This is a genomic window from Xanthomonas sp. NCPPB 3582, from assembly GCF_041475735.2.
Classification (GTDB): Bacteria; Pseudomonadota; Gammaproteobacteria; order Xanthomonadales; family Xanthomonadaceae; genus Xanthomonas; species Xanthomonas codiaei.
Genome location: NZ_CM192968.1, coordinates 3,069,823 through 3,086,842, shown reverse-complemented (window position 1 = coordinate 3,086,842; position 17,020 = coordinate 3,069,823). Strand labels below are relative to the sequence as shown.

The following is a 17,020-nucleotide window of genomic DNA, read 5'->3' as shown; positions in this document are numbered from 1 at the left end:
TGCGTGCTGCGTCCTATCAACGCGGCGCAGCCAATGGCGCGGCGGTGGCAGGGATCGGCTTGCCGACATGGCCTTCGGCCATCGCGTCCTTGAGTTCTTTCGGCATGTAGGTTTCGTCGTGCTTGGCCAGCACTTCGGTGGCGACGAACCGCTCGCCCTGCATGCGCCCGTTGGCGATCACCGATTGGTTGTCGCGGAAAAGGTCCGGCAGGATGCCGGTGTACTCGACCTGGGTGGCTGCGTTTTTATCGATGACGGTGAAGCTGACTTTGAGCGAGTCGTTGGCGCGCTGGATCGAGCCGGCCTTGACCATGCCGCCCAGGCGAAACTGCTGGTAGCCGGACGCTTCGCCGGCATGCACCTGGCTGGGCGTGAACAGATAGCTCATGTTCCGCTGCAGCGCCAGCACGATCAGTGTCCCGGCCAGCGCGGCGGCGGCCAGCACCCCGACCACCAGCCACAGGCGTTGTCTGCGGGTGGCGTTCATGGTGCGTCCCGCTCCAGCACCGGCTGCTCGCGGCTGCGGCGCGGCATCTGCCGCTGCAGTTGCCCGCGCAGCGCGCGCGGCAGCCGGCGGCGGCGCAGCCACGGCGACGCAAGATCGGCCAGCAGCACCAGCACGAACACCGCGTACGCGGTCCACACGTACTGGCCGTAGCCGCCCATCGCCAGAAAGGCGCTCATGCGGTGCGCTCCGTCAATACGATGCGGCGTGCCCAGTCCTTACCGCTTTCCAGCGCCAGCAGGTCCACCCGCACGCGGCCGAACAGGCTGGCGACGTAGTAGCACTTGGTGGCCAGCATCATCGTCAGCAACGGCCACAGCATGTCCGCACCCATCTTGGACGGGCCGAGCAGGCGCACGGTGGAGCCTTGATGCAGCGTGTTCCACCACACCACCGAGTAATGCACGATGGGCAGGTTCACCAGGCCCACCAGCGCCAGCAGGCCGGCCGCGCGCATCGCCTGACGGCGGTCTTCCACCGCGTGATACAGGCCAAGCACGCCCAGGTAGAGGAACAGCAGCAACAACTCCGAGGTCAGCCGCGCGTCCCAGGTCCACCAGGTGCCCCACATCGGCTTGCCCCACAGCGCGCCGGTGCACAGGGTGATGAAGGTGAAGGCCGCGCCGATCGGCGCAGAGGCCATGGTCACCACTTCGGCGAGCTTGATCCGCCACACCAGCGCGATGAACGCCGACACGCCCATCGCGGCGTAGATGAAAAGGCTCATCCAGGCGCTGGGCACGTGGATGAAGATGATGCGGTAGGCGTCGTGCTGCTGGTAATCCGGCGGCGCCAGCACCAGCCCGCCGTAGGCGGCCACTGTGCCGAGCAGCAGCGCCAGCGCCAGCGCCCACGGACGCACGGCGCCTGCAACGCGATAGAACATCGGCGGCGAACTGAGCTTGTGCAACCACAACGGGATCCACTTGGTCATGCCGGTGTCGTCAGTTGGAATGTCTGGAAGGCGACAGCGCATCGACTGCGGCGCCGGCGTTGACCTGCAGCTGGCCGTCGGAAACCTTGCTGGTGCGCTGCAGGAGCTCGCGCAGTGCGCTGGCATCCATCGATGGCTGCAGCGACAACAGCAGCGCGGCCATGCCGCTGACATGCGCGGTGGCCATCGACGAGCCGGAGGTGAAGTCGTAACGGCCGTTCGGCTGCGTGGTCAGGATGTCCTTGCCGGGGGCGCTCAGCACGCCGGGCATGGCTGCGCCGCTCCCGCTGCTGCGCACCACCAGCACGCCGGGCACATCATTGGGAAACCCATCCAGCCGGCCATTGGGCGGCATCGCCGCGACCACGATGCGGCCTTGCTGCACCAAGTGGGCCAGCATCTTGCTCAGCAGTGGATCGGCCGGGCCACCCAGGCTCAGGTTGACCACGCGCGCGGCGCTGTTGTTGATCGCCGCCAGCGCCTTGGCCAGGGTGAAGGTATTGCAGCGTGCAGTGGCGCCGATGGTGGGCGCGTACCAGCAGGCCTTGTAGATGTTGAGCATGGCCTTGGGTGCCATGCCGACAATGCCCTGATGATTGTTGCTGCCGGCGGCGATGATCCCAGCCACTTCGGTACCGTGCGAATCGCTGCTGGTCGTGACCGGAGTGTTGTCGACCAGATCGTGCACTTCGCGGATGCGCGCCTTCAGGTCGGGGTGGCTGGTGTCCACGCCGGTATCGACCACCGCCACCACCACCCCGCGGCCCTGGGTCACCGCCTGCGCGCTGGCGGCATCGGTGTCGATGAAACCGCGCTGCATGTCCACGTACGGGTCGTTGTAAACGGACAACGGCGTGTTCTTGTCTGCGGCGGCATCGGCGGAAAACACCGAGAAATCCTGCACCGGCTGTACCAGCTCCACGCCTTCGTCGTCGGCCAGCGTGCTGACCAGCTCGTCGCGCGAGACGCCCGGCGGCGGCTGCAGCACCGCGCAGTACAGGCCCAGCGAGGTGATCGGCCAGCCGGCCACCTCGCGCAACTTGTAGCGCTGCTTAATGGCTTCCATCCGCACGGCGGCCTTCTGGCCGGCGCCGTAGTAGCTGGAGGCATAGCCGATCAGGCTGGAGCCGGCGCGGGCCGGCGGTGCGCTGAGCGGGTTGGCCACCGCCAGCAGGATGTCGCGGCTGCTGTCGGGCGTGTGCGCATCGGTGGCAGCGGCTGCCGGCGCGGTGCCGGCGGCAGCGGTTTGCGCAGAGTCCTGCAGGGGGGCGGCGGCCTGTGCGGTGCCTTGCGAGCCGGTGCCAAGCAGGGCGGCGAGCAGGCCGATAGTGAACAGGTGGCTCATGGAGCGGAGACGATCTCGGCCAGCCGGATGCCCGGATTGGCACGCAGTTGCTGCACCGTCTGCTGCGGCTGGACTGGCGGCTGCGGTGCGGCCGGTACCACGGTGTAGGCGCCCATGGCGTTGGGTCCGCCCACCACCTGCAGCTGCTGCGCATGCAGCAGCCGATCCCAGTCGGCCACGGTCATGCTGGCGTCCGGCACTACGCGGATGGCGCCTTGCGGCACCGGCAACGCGGTGGCGCTGCTGAGCGTGCGGTAGTCGTGCGATGGCGCCGGCGACGCCAGCTTGACGCCCATGACACCCAGGCCGATGGCCTGTACCAGCGCCGCAGCGGCCAGGGCGCGCACCGTCCAGCTGCCGGAGCGGCGTGCGGCCGGCGGCGGTGCGATGCGCTGTTCGGGAGCGTCCAGGCGGCCGAGCAGGCGCTGCAATCCGGCGTTGGGGTCGAGCTTGACGGCGCAGGGCAATGCCAGCGCCTGACGCAGGCGGTTCTGCTGGGCGAACTCGGCGCCGCAGGAGGCGCACTTGGCCACGTGCGCGATCAACCAGGCACTCTCTTCCTCGGTGGCGCTATCCAGCAAGACAGCCGGCATCAACTCCCAGGCGTGCGAGCATTCCTTGCCAGGCGCGATGAAAAACGTCTTCATTGCAGGGTCTCCGTGTAAGGAGCGCTGCCGGCCAGGCCGGGCAGCACATTGCGTAATTTGACCCGGGCGTGGAACAGCCGGGCTTTGATCGTGCCCACCGGGCACTGCATGATGTCGGCGACTTCTTCCAGCTTGTGGCCGACGCCGTAGACCAGTTCGATGACCAGGCGCTGGTCCGGCGACAGCCGCTCCATGCCCTTGTCCAGCCAGTCGCGCAGCTCGCGGTCGTCGCCGTCGTCGGCGCTGGGGGCGTGGTCTTCCACCACGGCGGTGTCGTCGATGGCTTCGCCGTCGTGCTGGCGCAGGCATTTGAGCCCGCAGCGGTAGGCGATGCCCATGATCCAGGTGGACACCTGCGAATCGCCGCGGAAGTCGCCGGCCTTCTGCCAGGCGATCCAGAAGCAGTCGTTGATGGCCTCTTCGATGATGTCCGGCCGGCGCGTCAGCCGCGACAGGAACCGGCACAGCCGGCCGTGGTAGCTGTGGTACATGCTCGCCAGGGCGTCGCGATCGCCTGCTGCCATGCGACGCAGCAGCATGCGATCGGTGGCATCGCCGAGGGTGTCGGAGTCATTCATCGAAGCAGGCATGGCAGAGGACACTTCTAGGTGCCCGCGAGCGGGCAAAAGGTTGCGGTTGGATCAGAAGCTGCGCGAGACCATGCCCACCCACGGCGTCTCGCCCGGGCCGCCCTGCGCACGCGGGGTGTTGTTGCTGGTCAGTACCCGGTCCAGCTTCACCGTCCATGCCGCGCGGTTCCATGTCAGGCCCAGTTGCCCATACCGATAGCGGCCGGAACTCGGTGCGCCGTAGGCCATGGCCGGGAAATCCGAGACGCCGGCGCCTGCCGAAAGGCTGAACCTGGCCGACAGCGGAATGCTGGCGGTGACGTCGACCGCAGTGATCCATGGCGAGCGCTGTGCACGCGGGAAATTGAAGGTGGACAGCGAGAAGGTCAGCAGGTCGCGGTAGGACCAGGCCAGGCTCGCTTCCTGGCGGTCGAAGCTGCGCGACTGGCGGTCGGCCGGATAGGCGTAGTACAGCAGGCTGGCCTGCATTTGCCAGCGGTCGTTCAGCATCCAGCCACGCGCACCCTGCAACGTGAGCGCCACCGGCCTGCTGAAGGAAGGCGATTGCAACGCCGCGGAGGCCGACATCGACCAACCGGGTGCGGGCAGCCAATAGCCGGCCGCCTGCAGGGTGACGCGATTGGGGGCGATGGAGATGCCGCGGTCGATCAGGGTCGAGGCGACCGCGACCGCGCCGCCCAGGCTATCAGCCAGCGCGCTGCCGCAGGGGCTGGCCATCAGCGCGAGCAGCAGTCCCCGGCGCAGCCGCGTGCGGCGAAGCAGCCGCTGTCGGCAGTGCGGGTGTGTGCAGTGCGGGCCGGCGGAAAGGAGTCGATAGCGCCGCGACGCTGCGCCAGTTGCGGCCCATGGCTGCCCGTCGCAGGCGCAGTGGCGCCGCGTTCGCAAGAGGGTCTGCTTGGTAGGCAAAACGTTCGGCAAGGGCGTTGGATATCGGCACGGAGCGGGGCGCGATAGTGACCCATCACGCAGCACGAGACCGCCGCAGCTGCGACGGTTCGGTCCGTATACGCGAAGAGACTGCATCACGCAACGCGGTCCCGCCCGGCTGTGCGGTGCGGCTGCGCGGGGCTGCGGATGCCCGCGGCGGATGCGACGGCTCGTCGGCCGTGCCTGACTTGCGGCAGGCACGGCGGTGTGCGACGCGCTCATCCCCCGCGAGCGCCGAACCCGGCCCAACACGCCGTCGCCGGCATCTCCCGCCTCGCCATCGGCGCCTTGCCGGCCGCCGTGGCGCTGTCCCGCCCGGCGCTGATCAGTGCAGGGTGTTGAGGTAGGCGATCAGGGCGTCCAGTTCCTTTTCGTCTTCCAGGCCCTCGTACTTCATCTTGGTGCCGGGCAGGGCCTTCTTGGAATCCTGCTTGAGAAAGCTTTTCAGGCTGGCCGCATCCCAGGTGCGCTTGCTCGCCTTGAGTTCCGGCGAGTAGCCGCTGAAGTCCGCCACGGTGCCGGCTTGACGGTTGACGATGCCGAACAGGGAGGGGCCCTTCTTGTTCTTGCCTTGGGTGGCGCTGTGGCATTCGGCGCATTCGGTGGTGAACACGCTCTTGCCATCGGCGGCACGTGCCGGCGTGGACAGGGTGGTACCGGCCAGCAGCAGGCCGGCCAGCGAAGCGCACATCAGGGTCTTGTTGAATGGATGCATGTGGGTCCGTACGGTTGCGTGCAACGTGGGGGAGATCAGAACGTCAGGTTGACCGACACCGTGAAACTGTTGAGATCGCGCGGGTTGGTGAGTGGCGGCCCTCGGAACACGTTGGACGTGCTGCCGTTGAACTTGTCGAAGCGGAACCAGCCGGCGGACAGGCGCAGGTTGGCCATCGAGGTATAGGTGCCGTCCTTGCCGAACGGAGTCCAGTACAGCAGGATCAGGTTGCTGGTGGTGTCGGGGATGCCTACCGGCAGGTAGCGCGCCGCATCGAACGAACCGGTGTTGATCATGTGCGCAGCCAGCACGCCGTAGGTCTGCTTGAACGCGTAGTTCATGCTGATGGTTTGGTCGCGCACGCTGCCACGTTCCAGCGCAGGCATGGTCGGGTCGGAAGGAATCAGCGGGCTGCCGTACTTGCGCCGCTCGTAGATGTTGACGTAGGCCAGCGACAGCACGTGTTCGCGGGTGCCGAGGAACTGATAGGTCAGGTCGTAGCCGAAGTCTGTGAGATCGTCGCTGGGCCCGTTGCGCGGCCGCTGCCGGCGCGTGTTGAGCGCGGTCAGGCCAACCGAGAAGAACTGCCGCTTCATGTCCTTCATATAGGCCAGGCGTGCATAGCTGGTGTCGCTGAGCTTGCCCGGGTCGCCGTTGATCGGCCAGCCGAGGCGATCCTGCGCCGAGGGCGACAGCGCGCTGTAGCTGCCCACCTCGCCGTACCAGTTCTTGTCGTACAGGCCGTACACGCTGGCGCCGATGACGCGGTTGGACAACGCCGAGGAGCTGAGCATCGTCGATGCACCGCCGTTGGAGGCCGGGGTCAACGTGGAGGCGTTGGGCAACACATGGATCGGGTCGGAAATGCCCGGATTGTTGTTGACGCTGACACCGATCATGGTGTCCTTGCCGGCCATCTCGAACGGCTTGCTGACAAAGCGCAGGTCCACATCGTCCAGGCGCGTATCGAAGGTGGCATTGCCGCTGTTGGTGGAGCGGATCTTGGAGTAACCGCCCACGTTGTCGCTGACCCGGCCGGCCAGGTACAGATCGGCCTGGCGCAGGCGCGCGGTGCTGTCGCCGCGGCTGGGGTTGTTGCGCGACCAGGTGAGCTGGCCGGAAACCGGAATCTTGGTGCCCTCGCCATTGGTATCGGTGAAACCGCCCAGCTTGAAACGCATGCCGTAGGGCGTGAGCGAGGGGCCGTAGGAACCGATATGGCAATCCGCGCACGAAGAGCCGGTCTGGCGGGCGAATGAGGGAATGGCCTGTGCCTGCGTGCTGGCCAGCAGCAACAGCGGGCCGGACACGCACAACAAGGACGTCAGGGAGACAGTGCGCGATGCGGCGGCACGGTGCGGAGCAGGCTGGGGAGTAGGCATGACAAGTCCTTGTTCGACGGAACGGAGTAGGGCAGGGCGGAAACGGCGACGGGCGGGGGAACCGGCAGTGCTCATGCGTGCTTGCCCGGCAGCACGCGGCGCAGCAAGCCGTCGCGCAACACCAGGTGGTGCCAGAGCGCGGCGCCGATATGCACCAGCACCAGGGCCAGCAGCGCCCAGGCGGCGTTCAGATGCCAGGCGCCGAGGGTGTCGCCCAGGTCTGCATCGGCTTCCACCAGGTTGGGCAGGGCCAGGCCGAACAGATAGACCGTCTTGCCGAAGGCATTGCTGAGCGACCAGCCGATCAGCGGCAATGCGAGCATCAGGCCGTACATCGCCAGATGGGTGGTGCCGGCGGCCAGGCGCATGAGCAGCGATGCGGGCGGGCCGGGCGGCAGGGCGCGCAGCCGCAGGCGCAGGCCCACCCGCAGCACGAACAACAGCAGCACCATCAGGCCGAAGTGACGATGGCCTTCCAGCAGCCACTGGCGCAGTGCGCGCCCATCCAGTTCGGCACGCAGCAGGATCAAGCTGGCCGCCATCACCAGGCACAGCACCGTCAGCCAGTGCAGCACGCGCATGGGTTTGGGCAGTGGAATGACGTGCGCGGCCGGCGCTGCCTGGTCCGGCAACGGCCGCGTGGCGGCACTGGCGGTGGCTGTCGCGTCGGGCGCCTGAGGGGGTGAACGCATCTGGTCGGTATCCTCACCGGTGGTGGTCGTTGGTTCCGGCAGTCCGCACTGCGCTGCCAGGCCTGGCTCCCCACGCCGGCCGACAGCAGCGGCCAGGTGAACGTGCATCGATATGTGCGGCGATGCCGATGAAAGGTTGCATCGCGCCAACGAATTTTTATCGCGTCGCTGCGTGGCCGACGAGGCGTAGCGCCGGCTGCTGCGCTTGCGCGGACGCTGTTTCGCAGGGCCGTAACACCGCGCAACCTTTCGCACATCCCGGCGCACTCAGGCATGTCGCACTACGTGCAGTCAGCGGTTACGCCCACCCGACCATGGCCTTCGAACCCATCCAGTTGCATACCCACGGCGACGATCGCGGCTCGCTCGTTTCGTTGGAGCAGCAGCGCAATGTCCCGTTCGAGATACGTCGTGTGTACTACCTGTTCGGCACCCGTGGCGGCGTGCATCGCGGCCAGCACGCCCACCGTCAGCTCAACCAGCTGGCCGTGGCCCTGCATGGCTCGGTGGCGATTCTGCTGGACGACGGCAAGGGCGATGGCCCGACCGAGGTACGCCTGGACGACCCGTCGCAAGGCTTGCTGCTGGGACGCATGGTGTGGCGCGACCTGCACCATTTCAGCCCCGATTGCGTGCTGATGGTGCTGGCCGATCAGTACTACGATCCGGGCGATTACATCCTGGATTACGACGAATTTCTGAGCGAAGTTCGTGGGCTTAGTCGATTGGAGGCATGCTCGTGAATAACCCGCCGCCCGGCAACGCCAGGTTCTTTTCGACAGGCGCGCATGACAGTCGGTCTACTGAAATCTTAAGTTGCTCCCCTACTACCGTGCAGGCGCTGCCGGTAAATCGTAGCCAGAAGGGGGGCGAGGGTGCAGCGGTGAATCTGATGGCGCCGCGGGAGGACGTCCCGTTTCTTGATCTGCGTGCAGTCAATGCGCGCTATTCCGAGGAGCTCAAGGCTGCAGCGGCTCGCGTGATCGATTCGGGTAGATATGTTCTTGGTCAGGAGCTGTCGTCGTTCGAGCAGGAATTTGCAGACTATTGCGGCACCGAACATGCGGTCGGCGTAGGTAATGGGCTGGACGCTTTATCGCTGATCTTGCGCGGCTATCGCGATCTGGGTGTGTTGCGCGAGGGCGATGAGATCATCGTCCCGGCCAATACATTCATCGCCACATTTCTCGCAATCAGCCAGAACAATCTTGTGCTGGTGCCAGTAGAGCCGGAGCCGGGTAGCTTCAATCTTGACCCGGCAGCTGTGGAAAAGGCGATTGGTCCACGGACTCGCGCCATCATCGCAGTGCATCTCTACGGTCAGCTTGCCGATATGACGACATTGCAAGCGCTGGCGCGATGCTATGGGCTGCTGTTGATTGAAGACGCTGCCCAGGCGTATGGTGCCTGCTGCGATGGTACCCGGGCAGGTGCGTTCGGCGACGCCGCAGCTTTTAGCTTCTTTCCCAGCAAGAATCTCGGCGCGCTAGGTGATGGCGGCGCAATCACGACTTCCGACACTGAGTTGATCCGGCGCATACGTGCACTGCGAAACTATGGCTCCGAACTCAAGTACGAGCACCTGTATCAGGGCGTCAATTCCCGCCTGGACGAGATGCAGGCTGCGATGCTGCGGGTCAAGCTCAGGCATCTGGATGAGGACGTTCAGCGCCGCCGCGCCGTGGCGCGGCGCTATCTGGACGCAATCGCGCACCCTCTGATCGCATTACCCGCTGTCACTTCACCCGAACGGCACGTTTGGCATCTTTTTGTCATACGTAGTTCGCATCGCGACGCTCTGCAGAGCTACCTGGGCCGCCATGGCATTCAGACCCTGATTCACTATCCGGTTCCCCCGCATTTGCAGCCTGCCTACGCCATGCTGGGGACCGCCTCTTTACCCATCAGCGAACAGCTGCATCGTGAGGTGTTGAGCTTGCCAATGGGGCCCACGCTGCAAGAAGCAGACGTCGCACGTGTGATCACTGCCTGCCAGACATTCGAGGCGTCAGCATGAATGTGCTGCGCAGCAGCGCCTATACCGGCGTTGCCACGCTAACCAGACTGTTCGCGGCACTGGTGGTGCTCAAGCTCGTTGCGCTCTATGCCGGTCCGGAAGGTGTGGGACGACTCGGCCAGTTGCTTGCGCTGATGTCCGTGTTGGCTGTGTTGGCCGGTGGTGGCATCGGTACCGGGATTGTCAAGTATGTGGCTGAGTACCGCCATGATGCCGCCTTGCTTGCGCGGCTGCTCGGCGCGGCGCTTCGGTATACCGGATACGCATCGCTGCTGATGGCAATGCTGGTGCTGGCCTGCAGTGGCCTGTTGGCAGAGCGGCTGTTTGGCGATAGAAGCTACCAGACATTGATTTGTATGCTGGCTTTGGCGCAGGTAGGCATTGCGCTCGTGAATTACATCTTGGCAGTAATCAACGGTTTCAATGATTTCCGTCGCCTGGCGGTTGTACAGGTCAGCGGCTCTGTTGTAAGTGTACTGGCCGTGGCCTGGGCGTCCGGTCGATGGCATTTGCAAGGCGTGTTGATGGCCTGGGTGTTGGCGCAGGCGATGTGGTTGTTTGCCTGCGTGCCTGCGCTTAGATGCAGCCCGTATTTCTCCGGCGCAATGTTGCGTGCTCACTTCGATTCGGGAATGACGCGAAAGCTCGCCGCGTTCTCGGTGATGACCCTGACCTCCACATTGGCGCCACAGCTTGCCGCAATCTTGGTGCGTGATCATTTGGTAGCGCACTTCGGATGGCAGCAGGTGGGTCATTGGCAAGCGGTCAGTCGGGTGTCGGATGCATACCTTCTGTTCTTCACTACCACGATCAATGTGTATTACCTTCCAAAACTGGCGTCTCTGCATGGACGGTTGGCACTTGTACGTGAGCTGCGTGCGGCCTATTGCCACGTCATGCCGGCAGTGATCGTCTCGGCGCTAGGTATCTATCTGTGCCGCGAGTGGGTAACCCGTGTTTTGTTTGCCGAAGGGTTCACCGCTGCGCTTCCTTTATACGGTCCGCAGCTGCTCGGTGATGCGATCAAGATCGCCGCGTTCGTATCGTCATATGTAATGCTGGCTAAGGCTATGACGCGTACCTTCGTGATTTCTGAGTGCGTGTTCGCAGCCAGCTATTTCGTGCTCGTCTGTTTGCTCAGTGCACGTTTCGGTGTAATTGGCGCAATGTACGCCTTCGTTGCCAACTACGTACTGTATTTTTTGTTTAGCCTGGTGGTGGTTAGGTATTATCTGGAGCAGTCGGAATGACGCTGCATTTGCCAGAACAGTCGCATGCGCACTGGCCGTTGGTATCGGTTCTGGTCCCTGCGTTCAATCATGCACGGTTCGTTGGACGGTGTCTGGATAGCGTCCTGGAAGATCCATATCCGGAAAAGGAGATCGTTATCATCGATGACGGTTCCGTTGATGAGACCGGTGAAGTAGTCGCACAGTGGATCGCTGCACATGGCAGTACTGTTCCGGTGCAGTTCGTCCGGCGCGACAATCGTGGCGTAGCCGCCACCTTGAATGAGCTTGCGCTGCGTGCGCGTGGGTCGTTCCTTCGCGTCGTGGCTAGTGACGATTATCTGATCCCAGGAGGCTTGGAGGTACAGGTCAGTTTTCTTTTGGAGAACGCTGTCAAAAGCGCTGTTATCGGTGATGCGTGCGTCGTTGACCAGGATGGAAAACTGCTGTATTCGAGTGCAATGTCCGGTCTGCATGGCGCTCGCAAGAGCGCATATCTGTCAGAGCTTGGAATTCGTCGCATGATTATCACTCGGTGGGCGATTAGCGGGGCGGTCATCATGCTCAGGGCGAGCGCATTCGATGCCCGTACTGCTTGGGACGAACGATTGCGCATTGAGGATTGGGATTTTTTTCTCAGGCTGGTAGCGCGCGATGGGTTGGGGTTTGTAGACAGTACGGTCTGTGCGTACCGATTGCACGGGGGTAACGCCAGTAAAACCCGGGATGTGCAGAGGCGTGTTGCCAACCTGAGTGAGTTCAGGGCTGTTGCGATGCGCCATCGCCATCTGTTTGACGCGCCCGAATGCACATTGCTGCATGCCGAGGCCGACTACATCGCTGCCAAGATTGCTTTTCTACAGAGACAGCCGCTTTGCGTCGGCTACTGGCTTCTGAACTATGCGTGGAAGCGCTTCGTGGCCGCGTTGGGTCGCCCGGCCCCGAAGACCCAGGGAGCAGTGGGTGGCTGAGTCGCTGCGGTGGCCGTCCTTTTATCTTGTGCCGGCAATGCTGGTTAGCTGTGGTGTCACATGGCTGATCTATGCGCTGCCATCCGGCTATGTGGAGGGGATTGCGCTACTGGCGATCATTGGCTTACTAACCCCTGCACTAGATGCACTACTGCGTATCCGGCTGCCCGCGGCGGAATATTTCCGCAGCTATCGCTATGCCGGCACCCGCGATGCCTTTTTGGCGATGGCGCTGGCGGCGGCCGTCACGCTGTTCTGCATTGCCGATGTGGTGCTGTTTCCGATTCCGTTGTTCAGCGATCCGTCGTCGTATGCGACCCTGAGTCCGTTGCGCTCGCATGTGCGGCACATCTCCAACATGTGCTGGATCCTGCCGCCGATTGCGCTGCTCTGCGTGCGCCATCGCGGCCTGCGTGCGGCGATGGTGGCATTCGGGTTCGTCTTTCCCATCCTAGTGATCGACCGCAACCGCATCTTTGCCGGCCTGTTCTCCTTCGTGCTAGTGATGCTGCTGCGCCGCGATCCGCTGCGCCGGCTGCCGTGGAAGACGATAGTCGTGCTGGTGCTGGCCGGTGGCGGTGTGTTTTCGGTGCTGGGCACGCTGCGTTCGGGCTCGTTGGCGACGGTGGCGTTGCCGTTCGGTACGTTCTATCGGGCCATGCCGCAAGGCGTACAGTGGCTGCTGCTGTACATCAGCGCGGGGCCGTACAACTTCGGTGCGATGCTGGCCAAGGGCTACGTCAACGCCAGCTTCCTGATCAACCAGTTGGTGCCCTTCAGTGGCTCCATCGCTACCGCCGGTACCAGCATTCCGCTGGATGCGCCCAATATCAATGTGGGCACCGAGTTCTTTCCGTTCCTGATGGCCTGGGGCGCGCCGGGAGCCGTGCTCGCATTGCTGGCGCTGTACGCCGGGCTGGTGTGGAGCGTGCGGCGGCTCAACGGATCGCTGTCGATCTTCCACGTGCTGATCTTCCTGCGCCTGGCCTATGCCTGCCTGATGTCGCCTTTCGCGCCACAGGCCTTCACCTGGACCAACTTCGGCTTCATCGCGCTGTGTCTGGTGCTGCACGCCTGCACCGTGCTGTTGCCCAACCGTCGCGCCGCACAACCGTCTGCCGCGTGAGCGCGGCGATTCCACCTTCCTGTTCCAGAGCCTGCGCCCGATGAATCAACACGACGAAATCTATCTGATCGACCTGTGGCGCATCCTGCGCCGCGAGTGGCGCTGGGCGCTGGCCGCGTTCGTCGTGGTGGTGGGGCTCAGTGTGGTGTTCCTGCGCGTGGCCAGGCCACAGTGGGAGGCCACCGCATGGATCCAGGTGGGCGAGATCGGTCCGACGCCGGCCGGCCGCGACCCGAAGGTCGAGCCGTTCCAGCGCGTGATCGATCGCATGAAGACGCGGCTGTTTCAGGATGCGGTGCTGCAGCGGGCCGGCGTGCCGCTCAAGAGCCGCGCCGCGCAGCTGTACCGGGGCAGCCTCAAGCCGGACCCCGATCCGTATGCCAATCTGATCGGCATCACCATCCGTGCCGATTCGTCGCAGCAGGCGCGCCGCCTGGCGATGACGACGGTCGATACGCTGAAGCAGCTGCACGGCGACACCAACACCACCGCGCTCGCACTCGCCCGCACCCGCCTGCAGGGCCTGAGCGAGGACCTGCGTGTTGCCACGCGCAACCGCGACCAGCTGCAGCGGCAACTCGACGCCGGGCAGGGTGGCGCGACGAGCCCGGCGCAGGTGCTGGCCGGTGTGCTGCTGACCGATAGCAACACCACCATCCGCGCGATCAAGACCGAGCGCGACGATCTGGTGGCGCGGCTGACCGACCGCTATACCTATCAGACCTCGTTGGCGTGGCCGGTGTATGTGCCAGAGCAGCGCGCATTTCCGAATACCGCGATGGTGGGGGCACTCGGTTTGCTCGGCGGTGCTGGGCTGGGAGTGCTGGCGGCGGTGCTGCGCAATGCCTGGCGCCGCCGCGTGGCGGGGACGTCGGCGGCTGTCGCCTGAGATCGGCTGCTGCGGCTCGGCGCTTGCGGCCGGCATCCGGCACGGCTGCGCTGCGCACGCCTGTGGCCTGGGCGCTGCGGTCGTGATCGCGGCGAGCGCCGTTGGATGTCTGCAGTCTGCAAGTGATCCCCATGCATCGGCGCGCCAACCTGCCTGCAACCAAACCAGCGGGCGGTGGCACTCACGGGTCTATCAAGCGATGCCGCAGTGGCGGCTCCGCGCCCGGAGAGTGCCGTGAGTTCAGCAGGACAGGTGTGGGAGGCGATGCATGTCGGTGGTCAGTGAGCATGCGGCGCGTGGCGGGACGGTCGCACCGGAGCAATTGCTGGAGACGCAACGTGCGTTCGACAGCGTCGCCCCCGACTACGACGGCCCACGCGGCAACAACGCGCTGATCCAGCGTATGCGCACTACCTTGTGGGAGACGGTGACTGCCGAATTGCCGGTGGGCTCGCGGCTGGTGGACCTGGGCTGCGGAACCGGGCTGGATGCCGCCGAATTCGCACGGCGCGGGTATCGCGTGCTGGCCACCGATTGGTCGCCGGCCATGGTCGAGCGCACTCGCCATCGTGCTGCCAGCCAGGGCCTGGAAGAACGGCTGGCTGCCGCGCATGTCGGCATCCAGCAGCTCGATCGGCTGGACGGCACGTTCGATGGCATGTATTCCAATTTCGGCCCGCTCAACTGCGCGCCGGACCTGCCGGCGGTGGCCGCCGAATGCGCGCGCCTGCTGCGTGCCGATGGCTGCCTGGTGTTCTCGGTGATCGGGCGTATCTGTCCGTGGGAAGTCGGCCACTACGCGTTGCGTGGTCGCTTCAAGCGGGCGGCGGTGCGCGCGGCCAAGGGCGCAACGGCGGTGGGCATGAACGGCCACACCATCTGGACCTGGTACCACCTGCCGCGCGAGTTCTATCGCGCCTTCGAACAGCACTTCGTGCTGGATAGCTATCGCGCCCTGAGCCTGTTCCTGCCGCCGCCGTATCTGGTAGATGTTTGCGAGCGCCATCCGCGCCTGGCGCAGCGCCTGGGCGCGCTGGACGATCGGCTCGGCGGACTGCCACTGCTGCGCGACATGGGCGATCACTTCCTGATCGTGATGCGCAAGCGCTGAGTGGAGAGCCCGATGGCCATGGCCGATGTCTGTCTGCAGGGCGCGCGCGCGATCACCCTGGCTGGGGTGTCGCACGTGGCGGTCAACATGCGCAATGGCCGCTTCGGCGGTACGGTGGGCACCGGAACCTTGCGGCTGGATCTGCAGGGCCATGTGCTGGCGCCGGGCCTGATCAATGCGCATGAGCACTTGCAGGTCAACTGCGTCCCACCGCTGCCGCAGGTGGCGCCGTTCGCCAACAGCTATGCGTGGATCGAGGCGTTCCAGGCGCATTTCCAGCACCCCGAGGTGGCCGCGGCGCTGCGTGTGCCCAAGGCGGTACGGCTGCGTCACGGCGGCTTGAAGAATCTGCTCGCCGGCGTGACCTGCGTGGCGCAGCACGACCCCTGGCACGCCACCCTGGATGAAGCCGGGTATCCGGTAAGCGTGCTGCGTGAGTTCGGTTGGAGCTACGCGCTGGGCTGGACAGGCTACGGGCCGCCGGTGCAGGGCAGCTTTGCGGCCACGCCGTCGGCGCATCCATGGATGATCCACCTGGCCGAAGGCACCGATGCGGTGGCGCGCGCCGAGCTGGACGACCTCGACCGGCTTGGCTGCCTGGCATCCAATACGGTGCTGATCCACGGCGTGGGGATGGGCGAGCAGGACATCGAACGGGTCATCGCGCGCGGTGCGGCCGTGGTGTGGTGCCCGTCGAGCAATCTGAACTTGCTCGGTCGCACCCTGGACCCCTGGCGCCTGTGCATGGCCGGGCGGCTAGCGCTGGGCAGCGATTCGCGCGTGAGCGGCTCGCGCGATCTGCTCGACGAATTGCTGGTCGCCGCCGACAGCGGCCTGGCGCCGGATCTGCTGCTTGGCCTGGTCACCGGGCACGCGGCACGCATCCTGCGGACGGCATCGCGCGGGCGTATCGCGCCTGGCGCGGTTGCGGACCTGGTGATCGTGCGCGACCGCGGCGGCGAGCCCGCCAACAGCATCATCGGTTGCGATCGCAGCGCATTGCGCGCCGTGATCCGCGACGGCAAGCCACGCATTGCCGATCCGGATTTCGCGCCGTGGTTCGATGCCGCCGGCATCCAGACCGTGCCGGTGCTGCTGGACGGCCGTCCCAAGTTGCTCGACGCCGCGCTGGCGGATCCGGCGGTGCTGGCACTGGAACCGGGCCTGCAGTGCGTACAGCGCGCAGCGCCTTCGGCATCTGACGCACTGCTCGCCATCGGGGTCGCGTCGTGAGCGCGGTGCCGGTCCTCGATCCAGTGGATGCGTATGCGCTATGGGCGCAGGCGTATCCGCCGCATGCGCACAATCCGGTGATGCTGGCCGAAGAGCGCGCCATGCTCGGCCTGATGCCGGCGGTGCTGCAGGGGCAGCATGTGCTGGATGCAGGCTGTGGCAGCGGCCGTTACATGTTTCATGCCTTGCGGCGGGGTGCGCGGCACGTCACCGGCGTCGATCTGTCGCCGCAGATGCTGCAGCGTGCCGGTACCGAACTGGCGCAGCACTGGCCAGCTGGGCGGGTGAGCCTGCGGCAGGGCAGCCTCGATCGGTTGCCGCTCGCCGATGCGGTGGCCGATTTCAGTGTCTGCGGGCTGGTGGTCGGGCATCTGCCGCGACTATGGCCGGCGCTGGAAGAGCTGCACCGCGTCACCCGTCCCGATGGCATCGTGCTGTGCAGCGACGTGCACCCGATCGGCGATGCGCTGGGGTGGCGCCGCGATTTCAAGGCCGACGGTCGCCACTACGCCGTGCGTCATACCCAGCACCTGTATAGCCACTGGCATGCGGCCTGCACGGCATTGGGCTTTGCGATCGAAGCCGTTGCCGAGCCAATGCTGGACCCGGACGATATTCCCGCTGGTGCGCATTTCGACCAGATGGCGCTGCAGGTCCCGGTGGCCCTGGTGCTGCGGCTGCGGCGCGTCGCGTGAACGACGTGGTGT

The 17,020-nt window shown here is 65.3% G+C and carries 19 protein-coding genes; 9 read left to right on the top strand and 10 right to left on the bottom strand.

Translation table 11 applies throughout. The features are described 5' to 3' along the window. Positions 1-16 precede the first annotated feature (16 nt). From ccmE to ACCQ05_RS12960, 10 genes are all read right to left on the bottom strand, one after another. Positions 17-487 (bottom strand): cytochrome c maturation protein CcmE, encoded by a 471-nt coding sequence (ccmE, locus tag ACCQ05_RS13005; RefSeq protein WP_104540381.1) that lies wholly within the window; start codon positions 485-487, stop codon positions 17-19. Continuing rightward, positions 484-684 carry a heme exporter protein CcmD gene (gene ccmD / locus ACCQ05_RS13000; protein WP_104540382.1) on the bottom strand — a complete coding sequence of 67 codons (201 nt, stop codon included), beginning with the start codon at positions 682-684 and terminating at the stop codon, positions 484-486. Before ccmD ends, ccmE begins: the two co-directional genes overlap by 4 nt. Next, positions 681-1,439: a heme ABC transporter permease CcmC gene (gene ccmC, locus ACCQ05_RS12995; protein ID WP_104540383.1), complete on the bottom strand. Its 759-nt coding sequence runs from the start codon at positions 1,437-1,439 to the stop codon at positions 681-683. The genes ccmD and ccmC overlap by 4 nt, the downstream gene beginning before the upstream one ends. Positions 1,440-1,449: 10 nt before the next feature. Beyond that, positions 1,450-2,784 carry a S8 family serine peptidase gene (locus ACCQ05_RS12990; protein ID WP_372390718.1) on the bottom strand — a complete coding sequence of 445 codons (1,335 nt, stop codon included), beginning with the start codon at positions 2,782-2,784 and terminating at the stop codon, positions 1,450-1,452. Continuing rightward, complete coding sequence (locus ACCQ05_RS12985; protein ID WP_372390716.1) at positions 2,781-3,431, bottom strand: zf-HC2 domain-containing protein; 651 nt, start codon at positions 3,429-3,431, stop codon at positions 2,781-2,783. Before ACCQ05_RS12985 ends, ACCQ05_RS12990 begins: the two co-directional genes overlap by 4 nt. Continuing rightward, a complete protein-coding gene (locus tag ACCQ05_RS12980) occupies positions 3,428-4,021 on the bottom strand; it encodes an RNA polymerase sigma factor (protein ID WP_208622709.1) in 594 nt (197 codons plus the stop codon). The genes ACCQ05_RS12985 and ACCQ05_RS12980 overlap by 4 nt, the downstream gene beginning before the upstream one ends. A gap of 51 nt (positions 4,022-4,072) precedes the next feature. Continuing rightward, the gene (locus tag ACCQ05_RS12975; RefSeq protein WP_372390714.1) at positions 4,073-4,738 is read right to left on the bottom strand and encodes a hypothetical protein; all 666 of its coding nucleotides are present in this window, start codon (positions 4,736-4,738) and stop codon (positions 4,073-4,075) included. A 535-nt stretch (positions 4,739-5,273) separates the two neighbouring features. Next, positions 5,274-5,663 carry a c-type cytochrome gene (locus tag ACCQ05_RS12970; protein WP_104540388.1) on the bottom strand — a complete coding sequence of 130 codons (390 nt, stop codon included), beginning with the start codon at positions 5,661-5,663 and terminating at the stop codon, positions 5,274-5,276. A gap of 35 nt (positions 5,664-5,698) precedes the next feature. Then, the gene (locus ACCQ05_RS12965) at positions 5,699-7,045 is read right to left on the bottom strand and encodes a cytochrome C (RefSeq protein ID WP_372390712.1); all 1,347 of its coding nucleotides are present in this window, start codon (positions 7,043-7,045) and stop codon (positions 5,699-5,701) included. 71 nt (positions 7,046-7,116) lie between these two features. Further along, positions 7,117-7,737 carry a cytochrome b gene (locus ACCQ05_RS12960; protein ID WP_228962028.1) on the bottom strand — a complete coding sequence of 207 codons (621 nt, stop codon included), beginning with the start codon at positions 7,735-7,737 and terminating at the stop codon, positions 7,117-7,119. A 314-nt stretch (positions 7,738-8,051) separates the two neighbouring features. Here ACCQ05_RS12960 and ACCQ05_RS12955 point away from each other — a divergent pair, with 314 nt between their 5' ends. The 9 genes from ACCQ05_RS12955 (at position 8,052) to ACCQ05_RS12915 (ending at position 17,008) form a co-directional block, all read left to right on the top strand. Beyond that, positions 8,052-8,480, top strand: coding sequence for a sugar 3,4-ketoisomerase (locus tag ACCQ05_RS12955; RefSeq protein ID WP_372390710.1), 429 nt, complete (start codon positions 8,052-8,054; stop codon positions 8,478-8,480). Between the two features lie 149 nt (positions 8,481-8,629). Then, complete coding sequence (locus tag ACCQ05_RS12950; protein ID WP_372394079.1) at positions 8,630-9,754, top strand: DegT/DnrJ/EryC1/StrS family aminotransferase; 1,125 nt, start codon at positions 8,630-8,632, stop codon at positions 9,752-9,754. Next, the gene (locus ACCQ05_RS12945; RefSeq protein WP_372390708.1) at positions 9,751-11,004 is read left to right on the top strand and encodes an O-antigen translocase; all 1,254 of its coding nucleotides are present in this window, start codon (positions 9,751-9,753) and stop codon (positions 11,002-11,004) included. The genes ACCQ05_RS12950 and ACCQ05_RS12945 overlap by 4 nt, the downstream gene beginning before the upstream one ends. Continuing rightward, on the top strand, positions 11,001-11,954 hold the full coding sequence (locus tag ACCQ05_RS12940) for a glycosyltransferase family 2 protein (protein WP_372390706.1): 954 nt from the start codon (positions 11,001-11,003) through the stop codon (positions 11,952-11,954). Before ACCQ05_RS12945 ends, ACCQ05_RS12940 begins: the two co-directional genes overlap by 4 nt. A gap of 37 nt (positions 11,955-11,991) precedes the next feature. After that, on the top strand, positions 11,992-13,080 hold the full coding sequence (locus ACCQ05_RS12935; RefSeq protein ID WP_267475668.1) for a hypothetical protein: 1,089 nt from the start codon (positions 11,992-11,994) through the stop codon (positions 13,078-13,080). A 40-nt stretch (positions 13,081-13,120) separates the two neighbouring features. Next, positions 13,121-13,969: a Wzz/FepE/Etk N-terminal domain-containing protein gene (locus ACCQ05_RS12930; protein WP_372390704.1), complete on the top strand. Its 849-nt coding sequence runs from the start codon at positions 13,121-13,123 to the stop codon at positions 13,967-13,969. Between the two features lie 268 nt (positions 13,970-14,237). Beyond that, positions 14,238-15,080, top strand: coding sequence for a class I SAM-dependent methyltransferase (locus tag ACCQ05_RS12925; protein ID WP_372390702.1), 843 nt, complete (start codon positions 14,238-14,240; stop codon positions 15,078-15,080). A gap of 12 nt (positions 15,081-15,092) precedes the next feature. Continuing rightward, positions 15,093-16,313, top strand: a complete 1,221-nt coding sequence (locus ACCQ05_RS12920) for an amidohydrolase family protein (RefSeq protein WP_228962035.1) — start codon at positions 15,093-15,095, stop codon at positions 16,311-16,313. Continuing rightward, positions 16,310-17,008: a class I SAM-dependent methyltransferase gene (locus ACCQ05_RS12915; RefSeq protein ID WP_228962036.1), complete on the top strand. Its 699-nt coding sequence runs from the start codon at positions 16,310-16,312 to the stop codon at positions 17,006-17,008. The genes ACCQ05_RS12920 and ACCQ05_RS12915 overlap by 4 nt, the downstream gene beginning before the upstream one ends. Positions 17,009-17,020: the final 12 nt, after the last annotated feature.